The 19,902-nt window shown below is 40.8% G+C and carries 15 protein-coding genes and 2 pseudogenes; 3 read left to right on the plus strand and 14 right to left on the minus strand.

Annotated elements, in window-relative coordinates:
* Positions 1-274: gas vesicle protein GvpC (gene gvpC / locus V7L05_RS04850; protein WP_335162307.1), on the minus strand; the 274-nt coding region annotated here is incomplete at its 3' end.
* A 210-nt stretch (positions 275-484) separates the two neighbouring features.
* Positions 485-709, minus strand: coding sequence for a gas vesicle structural protein GvpA (gvpA, locus tag V7L05_RS04855; RefSeq protein ID WP_334789054.1), 225 nt, complete (start codon positions 707-709; stop codon positions 485-487).
* A 1,356-nt stretch (positions 710-2,065) separates the two neighbouring features.
* Here gvpA (V7L05_RS04855) and V7L05_RS04860 point away from each other — a divergent pair.
* Positions 2,066-2,655 (plus strand): annotated as a pseudogene (locus V7L05_RS04860) (IS4 family transposase); the annotation flags it as partial.
* Between the two features lie 550 nt (positions 2,656-3,205).
* On the opposite strand, the gene gvpC (V7L05_RS04865) reads toward V7L05_RS04860, so the two are convergent.
* The gene (gene gvpC, locus V7L05_RS04865) at positions 3,206-3,637 is read right to left on the minus strand and encodes a gas vesicle protein GvpC (RefSeq protein WP_335162310.1); all 432 of its coding nucleotides are present in this window, start codon (positions 3,635-3,637) and stop codon (positions 3,206-3,208) included.
* A gap of 186 nt (positions 3,638-3,823) precedes the next feature.
* A complete protein-coding gene (gene gvpA / locus V7L05_RS04870) occupies positions 3,824-4,048 on the minus strand; it encodes a gas vesicle structural protein GvpA (RefSeq protein ID WP_334789054.1) in 225 nt (74 codons plus the stop codon).
* A 446-nt stretch (positions 4,049-4,494) separates the two neighbouring features.
* Between gvpA (V7L05_RS04870) and V7L05_RS04875 the strand changes: the two genes are divergently transcribed.
* A complete protein-coding gene (locus tag V7L05_RS04875; protein WP_335162312.1) occupies positions 4,495-4,761 on the plus strand; it encodes a hypothetical protein in 267 nt (88 codons plus the stop codon).
* Between the two features lie 264 nt (positions 4,762-5,025).
* On the opposite strand, the gene V7L05_RS04880 is transcribed toward V7L05_RS04875, so the two are convergent.
* The 10 genes and pseudogenes from V7L05_RS04880 to V7L05_RS04925 form a co-directional block, all read right to left on the minus strand.
* A complete protein-coding gene (locus V7L05_RS04880; RefSeq protein ID WP_442937041.1) occupies positions 5,026-5,661 on the minus strand; it encodes a filamentous hemagglutinin N-terminal domain-containing protein in 636 nt (211 codons plus the stop codon).
* A 375-nt stretch (positions 5,662-6,036) separates the two neighbouring features.
* Entirely contained in the window at positions 6,037-10,143 is a 4,107-nt protein-coding gene (locus V7L05_RS04885; protein ID WP_335162314.1) for a two-partner secretion domain-containing protein, read from the minus strand.
* Between the two features lie 398 nt (positions 10,144-10,541).
* Positions 10,542-12,044, minus strand: coding sequence for an HlyD family efflux transporter periplasmic adaptor subunit (locus V7L05_RS04890; RefSeq protein WP_335162316.1), 1,503 nt, complete (start codon positions 12,042-12,044; stop codon positions 10,542-10,544).
* Between the two features lie 53 nt (positions 12,045-12,097).
* Positions 12,098-14,323 carry a peptidase domain-containing ABC transporter gene (locus V7L05_RS04895; protein ID WP_335162318.1) on the minus strand — a complete coding sequence of 742 codons (2,226 nt, stop codon included), beginning with the start codon at positions 14,321-14,323 and terminating at the stop codon, positions 12,098-12,100.
* A gap of 129 nt (positions 14,324-14,452) precedes the next feature.
* Positions 14,453-14,866: a hypothetical protein gene (locus tag V7L05_RS04900; RefSeq protein ID WP_335162320.1), complete on the minus strand. Its 414-nt coding sequence runs from the start codon at positions 14,864-14,866 to the stop codon at positions 14,453-14,455.
* A 438-nt stretch (positions 14,867-15,304) separates the two neighbouring features.
* Positions 15,305-15,403: pseudogene (locus V7L05_RS34605) on the minus strand (cysteine peptidase family C39 domain-containing protein); the annotation flags it as partial.
* A gap of 123 nt (positions 15,404-15,526) precedes the next feature.
* The gene (locus tag V7L05_RS04910) at positions 15,527-15,928 is read right to left on the minus strand and encodes a hypothetical protein (RefSeq protein ID WP_335162324.1); all 402 of its coding nucleotides are present in this window, start codon (positions 15,926-15,928) and stop codon (positions 15,527-15,529) included.
* Between the two features lie 360 nt (positions 15,929-16,288).
* Entirely contained in the window at positions 16,289-16,456 is a 168-nt protein-coding gene (locus V7L05_RS04915; protein WP_335162326.1) for a cysteine peptidase family C39 domain-containing protein, read from the minus strand.
* A 239-nt stretch (positions 16,457-16,695) separates the two neighbouring features.
* On the minus strand, positions 16,696-17,121 hold the full coding sequence (locus V7L05_RS04920; protein WP_335162328.1) for a hypothetical protein: 426 nt from the start codon (positions 17,119-17,121) through the stop codon (positions 16,696-16,698).
* A gap of 808 nt (positions 17,122-17,929) precedes the next feature.
* The gene (locus V7L05_RS04925) at positions 17,930-18,358 is read right to left on the minus strand and encodes a hypothetical protein (protein ID WP_335162330.1); all 429 of its coding nucleotides are present in this window, start codon (positions 18,356-18,358) and stop codon (positions 17,930-17,932) included.
* A 187-nt stretch (positions 18,359-18,545) separates the two neighbouring features.
* Between V7L05_RS04925 and V7L05_RS04930 the strand changes: the two genes are divergently transcribed.
* Positions 18,546-19,751, plus strand: a complete 1,206-nt coding sequence (locus V7L05_RS04930; protein ID WP_335162332.1) for a sigma-70 family RNA polymerase sigma factor — start codon at positions 18,546-18,548, stop codon at positions 19,749-19,751.
* Positions 19,752-19,902: the final 151 nt, after the last annotated feature.

Here is a 19,902-nt window from a genome sequence, read left to right on the forward strand (position 1 = left end):
CTTCTGTGAGAAACTCGCGGTTTGTTTGCTCAAGTTCTTGGTGGAGAGCTTGAGCTTGAGCAAGCCTTTCTTTATTAGTTTCTGTGAGAAACTCGCGGTTTGTTTGCTGTAGGTTTTGGTGGAACTGATGCAGATATTGGGCTTGCTTTTTGGCTTGCTCTTCTCTGTTTGCTGTTGTAGCAGACAAGAATTCATGAGTCTCTCTAAATAGTTGGGATACTTCCTCAGCTATCGACTTATGCTCTTGCCGGATTTTTTCCATTAAAGCCGTCATGAGATTCTCCGCAATATTATTCAAATCGTGAATAAACTACATTAACTGGACAATTAATATCCAGATAATATAGTTTAAACAATAGCTGCTCTTGGGATTTTATCATTTGATAAATCTTGATTGACAAGTATCAAGATAATCGACAAAAAACAGAATGCAAATCAGAATTATTTAGGTTGTAATTCTAATTTGATTGCATCTACTTAATAATTAAGCAGATACAGCAGGTACAGCAGCTGACTGTGTTAAGCCTACAGCTTCTGCATATTTCAAGTAGGTTTCAACAGAAGCAATAACAATCCGAGCTTCGATTGCAAGTAATTCAATACCAACTAGGGAAACACGTACCCAAGCATCTATAACGATACCTTTATCTAAGATACGGTCAATAACTTCTGCCAAACTTGAAGAAGAATTAGTTTTTTCGACTGCCATGATTTTAGACCTTAACTCATTGTTAGTTTTTAGTATTTAGCTAGGCATTTGCCTTTGCTCTCTACTGAATCAAATTAAACATATGTTTTCATAAATGTAAAGAGTTTATCTGTATAAAAAATCCAAAAAGATAGTCAATCAACAACAATTGAGAGATTTAATGTTTAATTCATGTTGATTTAATATAAAATTTCAATTGAAATGTAAGTTTTAATGTTTAATTCTGTTTGTTTTGTAATCTTTAACGTATTTTTTAAAATTTGTAATTTTTTAAAATTATTTTTACTTAATATGCTGATTTAGATTGGACAAATAATTTAGTAAGCAAATACACTGTAATTTTTCCACCTTTTTTCTAAAACTACGTGATATTACAGTTACTAAAATCTTGAAAAATTAAGTTAGGATGTTTTTAAGAATTATCTTGCGACAAAAATCAGTATCTGTTCGTTGAAGAAAGAAACCTGACTTTTTATGGTATGTGGAAAAGGCCATTTTTAGGGTTTTCCAAGCCCTGATTTTTTTGTTAGCTATTTTCATTAACTTAAAGCTATTGAGAATTAGCCTGTGGAAAAAGTCACGTTTTTTCGGGGCTTGAGGACTTCCCGTGAAAAGTCAGGAAAGAGACAAGGGGAGAAATCAGATGGGGATTCAAACCCCACCTGATTTAAATCCACCAAAAAGTGGCGGGGGTCTTAAATCCGCATTGCGTTACGGCAAGCTCCTGATAACAAGGGATTATTGAAAGGATATCTGTCCGTCATGTTGGAAGATTATTAGAGGAGGCAGAACTTAAACCACACCAGAGTCGTTACTGGTTAACCCCCCCCTTGAAGACGAAGAATTTGACTCAAAAGTTGAAGACATTACAGCGACTAATCAATACTGCGTAGGTTTTGAGTCGATCCCCCCAATCTCCCTTAAAAAGGCAGGGTGGTTTCATACAACGAGAGAAAAATAATAATGATTTGTAGAGAGTGGAGAAAAATGGATAACTAACAAGTCTGAATCTCGTCGAACAATTACAGCAAGTCCCAGACGATAGGCACATCCGGGGACGAAGACATGAATTATGGTTAGTATTATTGCTCATATTGCTGGGAGCAATGACTGGCTATTGGGGCTACCGGCCACTTCCCCCTTAAAAAGGGGGACTAAGGGGGATCTCAAATGACTATGCACCAAAACCTACCATTGGTGACAAGTTAAGGAAAAGGGGAAATTGTCAAGGGTGGTATTTGCACTGGTCAAAAATCGTGTAAAACTCAGCATAGATAAGTGATTGAGCGATTGTGACTAGCCATGACTCAGAGCCGAAAAACCAATCGAGACCACGCGAAAAAGAAACAACGACCAATGGTGGAAGATGAAGTAATTGCCGAGCAACTGGAAAGATTACTGACACCAGCCATTACAAATCAAGAAAATTACTACGGCAAACTAGGACTCAGAGAACGGATACTGAATTTACCATTGATGATAGCTGCGGTGTTAACCCTACTGTGGCGAGATGTAGCAGGAGTCAGAGAACTGACATGAATGTTAGCAAGAGACGGTTTTTTGTGGTGTAATCCCACAAAAGTTAGTCAACAAGCGGTATCACAACGATTTTTGACATTTCCATCCGCAGTTTTTGAAAAAGTATTTAAAGATTTATTGCTTAGTTTAAGAATAGCGATTCGCATAGTAGAAATAAACGACCGTTGCCAGAAAGCATTCAGTTTACTTTATCAAAATTTGAGAAGATTTGGATAGTAGACGGCTCAACATTAGAAGCATTGTTTAGGAAATTACAAAGCCTAGAATCGGCTCAAAGAGGACAATTAGCAGGAAAGATGAGTACAGTTATTGATTTAATGAGCAGACTACCTGTAGAGATTTGGTTTGAAGAAAATCCGAAAGCTTCTGATATTAAACTTGAAGAAAATATCCTAAATATAGTGACATACATTGAGTAGCCGTGTGCGTTGAAAGGCGCAAGCACGGTTCCGAATGGGAGGGGTTGAGCAGTAATGCTCACCTCGACCCTACCAGAGGAATACTGTCGCTTACTTGAATTTCCTGCTAACCCAGATGACTTTGTTAAAAACACCTACAAGATAAATTAGCGCAGGTAGCTGACATTGTAGATGAGATTTGTGCGGTTGATAAACAATTCACTATCAATAAAGACGGAGAACCTGTACTTAAAAGAATCCCATCCCTAGCCCAAACGAATGAAGTCGAAGAATTAGAATCAAAAATTCGTGCTTTGATGCCGGAGCGTAGTATCTTAGAAATTCTTTGCAATGTTAAGCATTGGTTGAATTGGACAAGGCATTTTGGTCTATTTTCGGGAAGCGAACCAAAAATATCTGATCCTGCTGAAGGTTATATTTTTACTACGTTCGGCTATTGCCAACAGATTACCAATTCTCTAAAATAAATCTACGGATGTACGGCCAGGAACACAGAAGAATGAACTGTAATTTAGAGAAAGGGTATTAACTCCCTTGGTCAGAGTGTTGACTGACGACTAAATGTGCCAAAAATGCTCGCAAACAAATCTTGACGAAATTGATGCAGATATTGTCTTTGTGCTTTGGCTTGCTCAGTTCTGTCCTTTGCTGTTTCTGCTAAAAACTCGTGGGTTGTTTGCTCAAGTTCTTGATAGAACTCATCCAAAAACTTTGCTTGTACTTTAGCTTGAGCAAACCTTTCTTTAGCGGTTTCGGCTAGAAATTCCTCGGTTGTTTGCTCCAGGTTTTGGTGAAACTGATGCAGCTCTTGCGCTTGCTTTTTGGCTTTCTCTTGTCTGTCTGCTGTTGTAGCGGACAAAAATTTATGAGTCTCTTTAAATAGTTGAGATACTTCCTCAACTATCGACTTATGCTCTTGCCGGATTTTTTCCATTAAAGCCGTCATGAGATTCTCCGCAATATTATTCAAATCGTGAATAAACTACATTATCTGGACAATTAATATCCAGATAATGTAGCTTAAATAATAGCTGCTCTTGGGATTTTATCATTTGATAAATCTTGATTGACAAGTATCAAGATAATCGACAAAAAACAGAATGCAAATCAGAATTATTTAGGTTGTAATTCTAATTTGATTGCATCTACTTAATAATTAAGCAGATACAGCAGGTACAGCAGCTGACTGTGTTAAGCCTACAGCTTCTGCATATTTCAAGTAGGTTTCAACAGAAGCAATAACAATCCGAGCTTCGATTGCAAGTAATTCAATACCAACTAGGGAAACACGTACCCAAGCATCTATAACGATACCTTTATCTAAGATACGGTCAATAACTTCTGCCAAACTTGAAGAAGAATTAGTTTTTTCGACTGCCATGATTTTAGACCTTAACTCATTGTTAGTTTTTAGTATTTAGCTAGGCATTTGCCTTTGCTCTCTACTGAATCAAATTAAACATATGTTTTCATAAATGTAAAGAGTTTATCTGTATAAAAATCTCAGAAAAACAAGTAGTCAAAAGCAATTGATAGCTTTAATGTTGAACTTATGCTTATTTTATATAGGACTTAAATAAAAATGTAAGCTTTAATATCAGATTCTGTTTATTTTGTAATATTTAATGTATTTTTTTTATTTTTGCTAGACTTTTAAATATTTAAATAAATATATTTTTTTGATGTTTTACTATACTTTAAAATAATTTATTAAGTAAATACACTGCTATTTTTATCCATCCTTTTCAAATTACGTGATATTACAGTTACTAAAACCTTTGGTAAATAACATAGGATATTCTCAAGAATTATCTAGGAACAAAAATCATGTCTATAGAAGCTACTTCTGATCGAATACGGCAGGAAGCATTAGCAGGCTTAATTGCTAGTTTAGTAAATCAAGGTCATCCACTTCAATATGCTCAAGTGATGGCAACTTCAATTATTTTTCAGACCGACCTAGATTTAAGAAATGCCCAGATGGCTCGTCTTTTAAACTGGTTGAAACAGGAACATGAAGATATCTATGCATCTTCTCTGGCTATAGTTGAAGAAACCCGTGAGGAGTTTGAACACCGAGTTCAAAAAGGTTGAGTAGAATGGCACTAAGTACAGCCCACCATAAAAAAGGGTCGAAAATCATGTTGTTTTCGCATCTACGATTTTAGGTGATTTCCAGAATAAAAATTACCACACAACATCATTCTATCGTAGGGGGGAACGGCTGTTTGCCCTCCTCACCCGGATTTATCACAAGCAATAAAAAATGTCTTACATGAGGTCATGTAAGACATTTTTTTTGATACATCATCAATTGAAATTTAGGTAGGGAGAAAAATTAAATAAAAAGCGTAGCTATCAAGATAAAATAGTTACTAGATTATTCTTAGTCATGAAAGCAAAATAAAGCGGATGAATAATCGGCGTTTTTGCACCCCCACAAAACAAGAAAATTTGGTGGTGCAACAATTCAGTCGTGGATCCCAATCCAACAGGAATCAACTTAAGTGGCTCTGAAGTTAGGAGAATATTAGAGCGAAAAAAGTACGTTAACAGATTAGTTGCACTAAATTGCAACCCATTGCCAAACACAAATGAATTCGCTGTACTAGCGACAAATGAACCCGCCACATCCAACCGCGCATTCTTCCCAAAAATGATGCCATTGGGATTGATAAAAAACAAATTTGCGCCACCATTCACCCCCAAAGTGCCGAGAATATTGGAGACGTTACTTCCCGTCACCCGTGTGAGAATATTGGAGATTCCCGTGGGATTGGCAAAGTAAATGCGCTGCAACTCTCCCACATTGAATTCCTGGAAACTATGGAACAGGTTTGCACCGCGAATTGCTCCGCCATCAATGCGATCGCCAACACTACCTTTAATATTGACATTGGGAGTGATTTTTGAAGAGCGATCGCCCAATGTTCCATCAGGGGTAATCTGGGCTAAGGCATGAGTGTCAGAACCAAATATGACATGAGCAAGCACTCCAATAATACTAAAAACTTCTAATAAACCTGAGCGCCAATTCCTATCTTCACAGATTGCGATATCAGAACCAGCCTCGCTTGCTCATTTCCTACCTGTGAATATGCAATCAATCTATTGATAAATTTTTATTTATGCCATTAATTTCAGCAGATATTTTGACTAGAAGAGAGTGAAATTTTTAAAACTTAACGTTAAGTAATACTTCCCAAAAGAAGAAGTTACTAATCAGTAATCAACCTTGCCTTATAGAGAAAGAATTGCAGCAGCGTTTCTTCATGGTAAATAATATCAGCCCTACCCTCGTTGCCACTGATTGTTTTTATGACTCTTCGGTTTCATAGAAATTCCTCCCCCTACTCTTTGGGTAACAAATTATTGACTACAGGATATGGCAGAGAGAATAGAAGAACTTTGCCCAGATTGAGCCACAAGGATAATATCACCGTTAGCATCGACAATCCATCCTTGAGCTTCCACAATCTGATTAGTAGATTTGGTAATAGATACAATAGGTTTTTTATCTGTAATTTCCACAGCTAATTTATCGGTTACTCTTTCTGTTGCTTGTGGGGGTAAATCTACCCAACCTGTAATCACAGCTCGTCCCCGCAGAGGCTCGTTAGGACTTTGGGGTAATCCACCGCGTCCTGTAGCAATAAAACGACTGGCGTTTTGTCCTCTTCTGGGTGTGCAACCTTGGGCGATTTGTTGGGATGCATCCACGACGTTAGAGTGTAGTTGAATTAAGCCACGACTTGGGTCTACATCAGGGGTGTTAATGGTTACTGTACCATTTATTCCCAATTCGGAACTCGCTGTAATGTCGCTCTTTCCGGTTGGACTTTTTTGCGGAACAATACCGAAAAGCCCGTCTGATGTAATGTCAACTTTACCACCAATCCCTGTGAAGGCGTTAGCGCTGATATCGCTGTTTTCGTTGGGAACTGCAACGATAAATTTTGAGTTGATATGGATGCTACCGCCATCGCCACCTTTTTCGGCTGTACCTGCGTTGGTGGAAATTTGAGCGCCATGACGGAGTAAGAGTAAGTCGCTGTTGGCGTTGATATTACCACCGTTACCGGATGCAGATTCAGCGTTGAGTTTGCCTTGGTTATCTAAGGTAATTTGGGGTGAGTTGACTTCGATATCGCCTGTGATTCCTGAACCAGTAGAACTGACAAATAAGCCACTGTTAGCACCGATATTTACCACGTTGTCAGGAAAGTTAGTACTTCTGTTATTGTAACTAGGGTCAATACCACTAATTATTACTTTATCATCAGCGTTGACAGTTATTTTACCTGCACCTCCATTGCTTGAGGTAGTGGTAGTGAGTTGTCCGCCGTTGAGTGCTTCAAAGATATTTGCATTTACCGTAATATCGCCACCTTTTTGATTATTTGCGGAATCTGCATTTAGTAAAGCGCCGTCTGATACGCGAAATATATTGGTGTTTACGGTGATATCACCACCAATGCCAGTGGAAGTAGAATCAGTAGATGTGAATAAACCACTAGAAAATCCTGTTTCTTGATTAGTTCCAGAAACAGTTACTGCATCTTTTGCATTGATGCCAATATTCCCCGCATTCCCCTGTCCTAAAGTTGAGGCAAGAAGTTGAGCGCCATCAGTAAGTGACAGGGAAGTAGCATTGATGTCGATATTGCCACCTTTACCCACGCCTCCTGCTTCTACCGCACTTAAAATGTCAGCGTTACCTGCAAGGGAAACAGCATCTTTTGCACTCACTGTCACATTCCCCGCATTCCCCTGTCCATAAGTTGAGGCTTCAAGTTGAGCGTCATCTTGTAATGAGAAGTCACCAGAATCGATAAAAATGTTACCCCCATTCCCAACTGCTCCTGTGGCTACGGCACTGAAAATCCCACTGAGAAAACCGTTTTTCTCCCCAGCAATATCAACAGCACCTGTAACGTTCACATTCACATTCCCCGCATCCCCTCTTCCTGCTGGCTGGGTAGCAGATGCTCCACGAGTAATGGTTAGCAGTTGAGCGCCATCAGTGATTGACAGAGAAGTAGCATTGATGTCGATATTGCCACCTTTACCTACGCCTCCTGCATCCAGGGTGCTGAGGATGCCAGCGTTACCTGCAAGGGAAACAGCATTTTTTGCACTCACTGTCACATTCCCCGCATTCCCCTGTCCAGAAGCCGATGCAGCAAGTTGAGCGTCATCTTGTAATGAGAAGTCACCAGAATCGATAAAAATGTTACCCCCATTCCCAACAGTCCCCGTCTCCACATTGCTGCGAATCCCACTGGGAAAATTGTTTTTCTCCCCAGCAATATCAACAGCACCTGTGACTTTCACATTCACATTCCCCGCATCCCCTCTTCCTGCTGGTTGGGTAGCAGATGCACGACGAATAAAGGTTTCCAGTTGAGCGCTATCAGTGAGTGACAGGGTTGCTGCATTGATGTCGATATTGCCACCCTTACCCACACCTCCTGCTTCCACCGTACTTAAGATGCCAGCATCTGCAAGGGAAACAGCATTTTTTGCACTCACTGTCACATTCCCCGCATTCCCCTGTCCCAAAGTTGAGGCTTCAAGTTGAGCGCCATCTTGTAATGATAAGTCACCAGAATCGATAAAAATGTTACCCCCATTGCCAACTGTTCCCGTGTCCACATAGCTTAAAATCCCACTGAGAAAACCGTTTTTCTCCCCAGCAATATCAACCACACCTGTGACTTTCACATTGACATTGCCTGCATCCCCTCTTCCTGCTGGTTGGGTATCAGATGCAGCATCAGTAGCAGTTCGCAGTTGAGCGCTATCAGTGAGTGACAGGTTTGCTGTATTGATGTCGAGATTGCCACCCTTACCCACGCCTCCTGCTTCTACCGTACTTAAGATGTAAGCATCTGCAAGGGAAACAGCATTTTTTGCACTCACTGTCACATTCCCCGCATTCCCCTGTCCCAAAGTTGAGGCTTCAAGTAAAGCGCCATCTCGTAATGATAAGTCACCAGAATCGATGGTAATGTTACCCCCATTCCCAACTGCTCCCGTTTCCACACTGCTGAAAATCCCACTGGGAAAATCGTTTTTCTCCCCAGCAATATCAACAGCACCTGTAACTTTCACATTGACATTACCTGCATCCCCTCTTCCTGCTGGTTGGGTATCAGATGCACCACTAGTAATGGTTTCCAGTTCAGCGCCATCAGTGAGTGACATGTTTGCTGCATTGATGTCGATATTGCCACCCTTACCTACACCTCCTGCTTCCACTGTGCTGAGGATGTAAGCGTTACCTGCAAGGGAAACAGCATTTTTTGCACTCACTGTCACATTCCCCGCATTCCCCTGTCCATAAGTTGATGTTTGAAGTTCAGCGCCATCTTGTAATGAGAAGTCACCAGAATCGATGGTTATGTTACCTCCATTGCCTTTTGATCCCAAGCGCACTAAATTGCGAATTATGCTCCCAGAACCTGCAATTTTGATTTCCCCGGTAGCATTAAGTGTAATATCCTCAGCAACACTTTCAGGTGTACCCAAACCTTGCCCAATACCAGCAGAAAGGATACTTCCTCCTAATATCTCTAAATTACGGGCATTAATTGCAATATCACCGCTACCAGCCCCAGTCACAAATACAGCCGCTTGATTGGTAAGCGATATATCAGCACGAGTCACATTAAGAGGAAATTTCAAACTGAGATTATCCCTATTATTAAAAAGAAGATTGACATTTCCCGGTGCTGCTAACCCCCCTAATTCAACTCTCCCACCATAAGTATTTAACTGGCCGCCATCCATGCTGACATTACCGCCCACTAGCAGCAAACTTTTACCATCAGGTACTCCTAAACCAATTAATGGGAAACCTGTTGGGTCTATTCCTGCTGGTGCAATTGACCTGTTTTCAATGCTACCAGCCTCTATTTGATTAAAAAACAACGCCGAAGGATTAACTGTTAGTAATGCAGAAGGAGTCTGAGGATTAGTTGCACTAAATTCCAACCCATTACCAAACACAAATGAGTTCGCCGTAGTCGCTATAAAGGAACCGCTCACATCCAAACGCGCATTCTGTCCAAAAATGATGCCATTGGGATTGAGAAAAAACAAATTTGCACCACCATCTACCCCCAAAGTGCCGAGAATATTCGAGACATTGCTCCCCGTCACTCGTGTGAGAATATTGGAGATTCCTGTGGGATTGGCAAAATAAACACGCTGCAACTCCCCCACATTGAATTCCTGGAAACTCTGGAACAGGTTTGCACCGCGAATTGCTCCGCCATCAATCCGGTCACCAGCACTACCTTTAATATTGACATTAGGAGTGATTCTTGAAGAGTTATTACCCAAAGTTCCATCAGGGATAATCTGGGCTAAGGCGTGATTTTCGGAACCAAATATGACATGAGTAAGCACTCCAATAATGCTAACAACTCCTAAGAAATCTGAGCGCCAATTCCTATATCCACAGATTGCCATATCAGAATCAGCCTCACTTGCTCATTTCCTACCTGTGAATATGCAATCAATCTATAGCGCTTCGGGTTGAGTTCAATACAGACCTAACCCCCAGCCCCTTCCCTACAAGGGAAGGGGAGTAAGATTCAAAGCCTCTCTCCTTTTAGGAGAGAGGTCAGAGTGTATTTAATACAAACGAGAACCGCTGTAGCGTTTCTCGCTTGAATGAGATACAAGAACCCCACCCCCAACCCCCTCCCCGCTCTTCGAGAGGGGACTATGATGGACTTCATGTGATTAGGAAACGCTATACGCTATATTGATAAATTTTTCTACAATTAATTTCAGCAGATATTTTAACTAGATGATAGTAAAGTTTCTAAAACTTTACATTAGGTAATGCTTCCCAAAAGAAAAAGTTACAAATCACTCATCAACCTCGCCTTACGGAGAAAGAATTGCAGCACCGTTTCTTCACGGGAAATAATATCAACCCTACCCTCCATGCCCAATTGAATGTGACACTGGTTTTTACCTTTGCCTAAAACCAGAGTTTCCGGTTCAATAGTCACTTCATAGAAAGCACCAGCCGTTGGTGCTTGCCGACTAACAGATGTGTCAGTAGATGAATTGCTATTATTCTTTTGGGGAGCGATCGCATCTGGAGAAATCGCCTGCACTTTTCCATTAAGAGTACCATAATCTGGGTAAGGACAAGCGCTCACCCGCATTTGAACTTTTTGACCAATTTTTAACTTACTTTGATTTTCAGATGCCACTAATGCTTTCAAAACTTGAGGCGCATCAGTGGGGACAATTTGCACCACTTCTTCGCCAGCACGCACAGTTTGACCTGGGTTTCGCAAATTTAGTTGAGATATTATCCCATCGGCGGTAGCTGCGATCGCGGTTTGAGCTAAATCTATTTTCCCTTGTTTGAGTTCGCTAGTATCACGCTCTAGCTGCTTCTCAATTTCAATCCGTTGCTTAATTAGGGCTTGACGTTCCTTTTCTGAAGTCGCCTTATTGCTTTCTCCTCCAGCTTTTTCTTGAGCGATGCGCTCAGTAGCAACAGTTACTTCTGCATTACTTGGATTTACGGATGCTTGGGTGCGTTGTCTTCTCGCAATGGCAGCAGATATAGCTTGTTGTAACCGTTGAATTGTTTCTGTTTGCGCCTCCACTGCTGCTTCTTGCGCCTTTACCGCTTGCTCTTGCTGTTTTGCAGCTAATTGTGCTTCTTCCAATTGATCCTTAGATAGCGCCCCAAGGGCAGCTGCACTCTCATATCGGTTCTGTTTTGACTGGGCTGCACCCAAAGCAGCTTCAGTAGCGTGAAGATTCGCTTGTGCTGTTTTTAACTGTGCTTTCCCAGCCTGCAATTCTGATTCAGCAATTCTGACGTTGGCATCAGCTTCTTGCACTTCGGAAACAGTGGTAAGATTTTTATCTCGATATTCCCGACGGCGACCGCTCAATTCGGCTTGGGCGCCAGTAATAATCCGGTTTACGCGGTCAGTTTCGGCTCGAATCTGGCTGTTGAGGGCATTAATCTGGGCATTGATTTGCACTAGTTGTAACTTAGATTGTTGAATACTAGTTTGCAATTGGCTATTTTTGGTTTGCAGACGGGAGTCGTCGATAGTTGCGATCGCATCTCCTTTTTTGATAACTTGATTTTCTTTGACATAAATGTGCATTACTTGACCTTCAATCGCCGCTTGCACAATTCGCAATTCACCCGCCGGACGCACAACCGCCTGTCCTTGGACGGTGACTTTATATTTAGTAACAGCAGCGATTGGAACAGCTAGTCCTAGAACGCAGAGAATAAACATTCCGCCAAAGGTTGTCCAACGATTAATTGGTGGAAGAAATTCATTAGTTTGAATTGGGGGTAGAAAATCTGTATTGCTAACCATGATGTAATATGATTGAAGAAGAATTCAGGAGTCATAAATCAGAATCAAGAAAATTACGAATTACGAATTATCGCAGACTTGCCGTTACGGTGAGCGGGTGAATATGTCAGCGCTAACGCATCCTGAGAGGGGAAAATATCATCTAGGAAGTCTAAATGTTCACCAGGTAATTTCCGCAATTCTTCTGGTGTCCCTTGGATTTTTAAGCGTCCTTGTTCTAAAAGTACAATTAAATCTGCTCTTTGTATGACCTTGGGACGGTGACTAATCAGAATGGTCGTTTTATTATGACGATGGGATAAAAGTCTATCTAGTACTTGTCTTTCGCTTACAGGGTCGAGTGCGCCCGTGGATTCATCTAAAATTAAGATCGGTGGCTCAGTAACTATTGCTCTGGCGATCGCTAATCTTTGGCGTTGTCCACCGGAAAGATTTGCACCAAATTCTCCTAAGACAGTTTGATATTTATCGGGTAGTTTGCTAATAAATTCATCTGCACCAGCAATTTGACAAGCTCTGACAATTTCTTCAAAACTGATGTGAGGATAGCTAAAGTGGAAGTTATCAATAATAGAACGACTCCAGAAGTGGGGTTCTTGAGGAACTAATACTACCTGTTGTCGCAAACATTCTAAAGACAGGTCTTGCTGATTATAGAAACCATAACGAATATTGCCAGACTGAAGTTTATATAAACCAGTAATCAATTTCGCCAGGGTACTTTTACCACAGCCAGATTTACCAATTAAAGCAATGACTTGACCGCCAGGAATAGTTAAGGAAAAATCTTCTAGTAGGTCAACTCTACCTGCGTGATGAAAGTTAAGTTCAGTGCAAGTAATATCTGCATTACCAGGAATTTGTGCCCAAGGCTTTTTAAAATCATTTTCGTCTTCTGGGGTAGCATCAATAACTTCTGTCATCCGTTGAATGACTATCTGAGCAGTGATAAACTGATCTACTAAGCCGATCGCAGCACTTAGGAAGCCCAGAAAATTGCCACTCATGCCGTTATATGCCATCAATTGACCGATTGTTAAGGTGCGATTAATGACTAAATAGCTACCCATCCAGAGGATGCCAATACTAATGAAAGTGGAAAGAACGCCAGTAATTGTACTGCTGTAAAGTCCCAGTTTCATCACACTCCAGCCCAAGTTGGCAAGACGACCATAATTCCCTTGGTATTCTTCCCAAGCTTGGGGAGTGGCTTGGGTAGTTTTTAATACTTGGACACCGCGAAATGTTTCCACCAAAAAGCCTTGGTTTTCTGTACCAGAAACAATCATATTGCGGGTTTTCTGGCGCATTGCTGGTAAGAAAAGCAAGTTAACAGCCGTGACAATAATAAATGCAACTATGGAAGCTAGAGTTAGTTCCCAACTGTAAAAGAGCATAATGCCCAAGGAAATTACAGCGATAAAAAATTGACTGGGTAATCCGAGGACAATTTGGGAAACTAAGTTATTGATGGACTTAACATCAGAAATGCGGCTGACAACTTCCCCACTGCGTCGTCCTTCAAAGTAGGAGAGGGGTAAATGTAAGAGTTTGCGTCCGTATTCGAGGATTAGTCCTAATTGCAATTTTTGACCAAAGTGACCGATGAGATGAGATTGTACTAAACTAATGGCGCTTCTAATTAAGTTCATGGTAATAACGCCAATTGCCACAGTAGTTAGTAGTTGGGTATCACCTCGTACTAACACATCATCGGTGAGCAGTTGCATCATGAAGGGAGATGCTAAAGAAAGCAGTCCAATAGCGATGTTAATCGCGATCGCTTGAGCGAGAATAAAGCGATAGGGCCAAACCCGTTGCATATAACGCCCAAGACCGCCAATTTTATCTGACTCTTGTTGATAAAAGCGGCTTTCATCAGGAGTTAGCAGTAACATCACGCCATTACCCCAACCTGCAACTAACTCCTGGCGGGTAAGATAACGGATACCAATACCAGGGTCAGCGATGACATATTTCTTACCTTTTTGCCCGTATAAAACTACCCAGTGGTAGCCCTTCCAGTGAATAATGACTGGTAGGGATATTTGGTGTAATTGGTCGATTAGTTGGGGAGTGGCTTTAACTTGGCGAGCATTGAATCCTAGTACTTCCGCTCCTCGCTTCAATCCCAGCAAGGATGTTCCTCTGGAACCAGTGCCTACGGCTTCCCGGACACGGTTGAGGGTAAATGTGCGCCCGTAGTGTTTGGCAATGGTGGCTAGACTTGCTGCACCACAGTCTTCTTCACTGTGTTGAAGGACTATTTGGTATTTCATTTTCAGGTGCAATTAATTAATACTGAGTGAAAAAATACAGTCTGGTCATTTGACCCGACTTGATTGAGCATTTAGCTTGTCATATTCGACTTTTGACTGCTTGGCTGAGGCAGTAAAAAGTCATTGCGCTTAGAATAGGGGGTGGACAATCCGATCAATTGAAGCCGGAGGTGAAACCGGAGGACCACCAAAAATACTAGATTGAGTTAAGACTAAAGTATTGCCATTTACAACATCAAAAACATTTTGTCCTGGATCTGAAACTAGTTGTTGGAAAACTAGAACATAGCCAGGTCCAATCTGTGAGTCGAAGCTAACAGTTGGTGCTGTACAGTAAAAATATTGCTTTTGATCACCAGGCTTCAAAAAGGCACTTTTTCCGTTAATATTGTAGTTGATGCCAATACCCGAATTATTGCTGAGATCGTAGGTAAAACCACCTTCGATCACGGCTCCTTCTTCGAGAGTTAATTCGGTGAACAGTTGTTCTTGATCAACAACAGAATAGTTAGAAGTAGAAGTGATCTTGTCGATATTTGACATTCTTTTTCTCCTTGATTGTAATTGACTGGAAGTTATGTAAATAAATTTTTACCAGATAAACTTGTTACTTCGAGGTTCAAAATCAAAGTTGGCTCAATGACTCTGGAATTAAGTTTTAATTCCAAGTAAAAGTCACCAATTAGGCACTAATTAAATGCCCCATACAGAGATAACTCGATAAAGTTTAATTCACCTTGTTTGCACCTTTTTTAGTACTTAGTAGGTGAATCTCTCTGCATATCACTCTTTACGACGGCTTTTAGTTTTTATGCACTTGGATCAGAAAAATTTTTGAAAAATCTGTAAAATCCTTATACAGCAAGGAATTAGCTTTTGGCTGTATCGCTGTATAATCGAAATCAGCTATCTTCAAACAACGGCAAGTATTCCATGCAACCCCGACATGGCATTGTTGAAATCTTTTCTACCTTTGTGCAATTTGAGGGTAAATGTGCGTCCGTAGTGTTTGGCAATGGTGGCTAGACTTGCTGCACCACAGTCTTCTTCACTGTGTTGAAGGACTATTTGGTATTTCATTTTCAGGTGCAATTAATTAATACTGAGTGAAAAAATACAGTCGGGTCATTTGACCCGACTTGATTGAGCATTTAGCTTGTCATATTCGACCTTTCACTGCTTGGCTGAGGCAGTAAAATGTCATTACACTTTGCCTGCGAGGAAAGCTCCCTGATCATTTCCAACCGGAGGACCACCAAAAATACTAGATTGAGTTAAGACTAAAGTATTGCCGGGAGCAACATCAAAAACATTTTTTCCTGGATCTGGAACTAGTGTTTGGCTAACTGGAACATAGCCAGATCCAATCTGTGAGTCGAAGTTAACAATTGGTGGTGTAGAGGAAGTATATAGCTTATCACCGCCAGGGTTCAAAACGTCACTTACTCCGTCAATATTGTAGTTGACGGGAGTAGTCAATTTATTACTGAGATCGTAGGTAAGACCACCTTCGATCACTGCTCCTTCTTCGAGAGTTAATTCGGTGAACAGTTGTTCTTGACCAACAACAGAATTGTTAGAAGTGATATTGTCGATATTTGACATTGTTTTTCTCCTTGATTGTAATTGACTGGAATTTCCTGAAGGAATTTTTCCAGATAGATTTGTTACTTCGAGGTTCAAAATCAAAGTTGGCTCAATCACTCTGGAATTAAGTTTTAATTCCAAGTAAAATTCACCAATTAGGCACTAATTAAATGCCCCATACAGAGATAACTCGATAAAGTTTAATTCACCTTGTTTGCACCTTTTTTTAGTACTTAGTAGGTGAATCTCTCTGCATATCACTCTTTACGACGGCTTTTAGTTTTTATGCACTTGGATCAGAAAAATTTTGAAAAATCTGTAAAATCCTTATGCAGTAAGGATTTAGCTTTTGGCTGTATAATTGAGAGCAGCTATGGTTCAAACAACGGCAAATATTCCATGCAACCCCGACAGGGCATTGTTGAAATCTTTTCTACCTTTGTGCAATTTGAGGGTAAAGGTGCGTCCGTGGTGTTTGGCAATGGTTGCTAGGGACGCTGCCCCGCAGTCTTCTTCACTGTGTTGGAGGACTATCTGGTATTTCATCTTCTGGTGTGATGATTGGCGAGAAAATACAATCGGGTCTTGTGACCCGACTGTATTCAGTGTTTAGTTTTTCCATTCAGACGTTTGACTGCTTGGGGGTGTAGTCAAAAGTAAAAAGTAGTTGGTAAGAGCGATCGCTTGGCAGTCCCTCAAGACGCACCGATCTGCGATTCACCCCACTCTTTACTATTAGGTCTGACTGAGTAGGGACTCTTTAGGATGTCAGACAACCAGTTCAGTTAGACTTCGTAAAATTCATATCTCCTTCCTGGTGCTAGATCCTGAGTCCTATTTTGTACCCCTGGCGTCAGTAGATCAAGATCCCAACTTGCTGTAGCTATTGGATCTCGACCTAGAAAATCTGAAACTTGCCCTGGTGCAATGGAAAGATTACTGCCAGCATTAGAAGCATCAAAGGCTAAGTCATAGGACAAATTGTAGTTAGTGCCATTTGTTATTTGAAGATCTGTCGGGTTGGCTGTAAGGGCCAGAGCATGGAAACCTCCTTGGGGAGGCACGCTGGCCTTAGCTGGACCGACATCTCTAATTAAAACTGTAAACTGTCCTCCCTCAATCATTGCTCCTTCATCGAGAGTTAATTCGGTGAACAGTTGTTCTTGAGCAACAACAGAATTGTTAGAAGTGATATTGTCGATATTTGACATTGTTTTTCTCCTTGATTGTAATTGACTGGAATTTCCTGAAGGAATTTTTCCAGATAGATTTGTTACTTCGAGGTTCAAAATCAAAGTTGGCTCAATGACTCTGTAATTAAGTTTTAATTTCAATTAAAAAGTCACCAAACAGAGAGAAGTGGATAAATTTTAATTCACCTTATTTGCACATTTTTTGTAGTGCTTACTTGGTGAATCTCTCTGCATATCACTTTTTACGACGGCTTTTAGTTTTTATGCACTTGGATCAGAAAAATTTTTGAAAAATCTGTAAAATCCTTACGCAGCAAAGAATTAGCTTTTGGCTGTATGGCTGTATAATTGAGAGCAGCTATGGTTCAAACAACGGCAAATATTCCATGCAACCCCGACAGGGCATTGTTGAAATCTTTCTACCTTTGTACAATTTGAGGGTAAAGGTGCGTCCGTGGTGTTTGGCAATGGTTGCTAGGAACGCTGCACACAGTCTTTTTCACTGTGTTGTAGAACTATTTGGTATTTCATTTTCAAGACGAATGGTAAGGGAAAAAAAGAAGTCGGGGTTTTCTCCCCGACTAGAGATGATATTTAGTTTGTTAAACCTAGACTTGTGAGTATTGGGCTATTTCTGGAAAGTTCTACCAATTTGAAAAATATGGATCGCCCAAAAGCTTAGTCACTAATGACAGTTGCGTAAGTCCTGAAAAACAGCTATAGCAATCGCAATTGAAACGTGAGAAAATACGTAGCCAGAAAGTTCGTATCTATAAGTATTTCAGCGATTTTCTTTCTCACGAATGATTTAGGATTGCTATATATATCAAACAATAGCAATTACCGCTCCAGCGAAACCTACTGCCTTAATTGCTCCATCAAATATACTCGTTAAATCGAGATTTGCCCCAGCATTCCAAGACCAATTGTAGTTACTCGATATTCCGCCCCAAGCAGCAGCTAGCGCTGGATTAGTACCGGATACACCCCAATCATCATTTCTAGAACCAGCCTCAAAAGTGCCATGAGTTCGCCCCGTATGCGAGAACGTAAAAACTGAACCATCTAAGTCATCTTTAAGTGCAAAAACAAGTGATGTATTATAGCTAGTAGCGCCACTATCATGGAAATGACCTGTAAAGCTATAACTTCCATCTGGAAACAAACTCAGGTGAGCATAGCCTCCTACTGGAACTCCATTATTAAAACTGATAGTACCTGTATCCAGCTGTACGTTTGGTAGTAAAGGATCCATCTTTTTTGTGATACTTACTAAATGAACTTCTTTGCATATCACTCTTTACGATTACTTTTAGTTTTTATGCATTGAGAATAGAAAAGTTGGGAAAAATCTGTAAAATCCTTATGCAGTAAGGAATTAGCTTTTGGCTGTATCGCTGTATAATTGAGATTAGCTATCTTCAAACAACGGCAAATATTCCATGCAACCCCGACAGGGCATTGTTGAAATCTTTTCTACATTTGTGCAATTTGAGGCAGACCAATTTAGTGGTTGGGCAAAAGATGCCAAACTGCGACGCAGTATGAAAGTTTGCCTGGAGGAGTCGTCAACTGAGAAATCAGATACCTTTTGGGCTGTTTACTGGTATAAAGTTTGGCATAATGAATCTAGTACTGTGGCGATCGCACATCTTTCTGCTTATTTACAAGAGGTGTGCTATTGGACTGCAAGAAAATTCGCCCTCAACTTTGCCACACAATCGTCTCTAGCAGACTGTTTTCAGATGGCGATCGCTCATATTAACAAAATCCTCAAAACTTTCAATCCTCAATACAGTTCACATTTAAAAGCCTATGCAGAATTAGCTTTTGAATCGATTCTCAAGGATGTACTCCGCTTACGTCGGGAAGCAAACATTTGCTCAGACTGGGCATTATTACATAAACTCAGCCGCAAACGACTAGTGCAGTCATTACAAAATGCCGGATTTAACGCTCAAAGCATCGAGAGTTATCTTTTAGCCTGGGAATGCTTTAAGGAACTCTACACAGGTGACAATACAAAAATTCGCCAGCTTACCAAACCAGATGCTCTGACTTGGGAGGCTATTACTAATCTTTATAATACAGAACGTTTAAGCCGATTGAGTTCACCCACTGCCGCAGTCAACCAGCAAACCATAGAAAGCTGGGTATTATCTTCTGCTAAAGCTGCTCGTACCTTCCTCTATCCTAAGATTGTTTCCGCAGACGCTCCCCTCAAAGAAGATGATGGTAATTTATTAGAGATATTGCCTGCAAATTTGCAAACATCTTTACTAACGGAAATTATTGAGCAGGAAGAAGCTGCGAATGCACGAAATCAGCAAGCTCAGTTAAACCAAGTTTTGCAGCAAGCGATCGCTGCAATGGATGCAAAGTCACAACAACTACTACAAGCTTACTACGGTCAGCAGCTGACTCAAACAGAAGTTGCTGCACAGTTAGAAATTAAGCAATATACTGTTTCCCGTCGCCTTAGCAGCATTAAAAAGTCATTGCTGCTGACTTTAACGCAGTGGAGTCAAAACACCTTGCATATTTCTCATAAATCCGACGTAATAGATGCTATAAACACAAGCTTAGAGGAATGGCTCAAAGTCCAATATAGCCATACCTTCGGGGCGGGAGTAGGGAGTAGGGAGTAGGGAGTGGGGAACAGAAGAGAAAACTAGAGATAGAAAACTTGGTTTTAAGCCTCGCCCCTTGCGATGCCCGTAGCTCTGCCGTACCCTTCCCTACGGGACTCCAGAGGCGAACGGGATCTTGCTACGCGTAGCGTCTCGTAGAGTAGGGTGG

The organism is Nostoc sp., assembly GCF_036917755.1.
In the GTDB taxonomy this organism is placed as follows: Bacteria; Cyanobacteriota; Cyanobacteriia; order Cyanobacteriales; family Nostocaceae; genus Nostoc.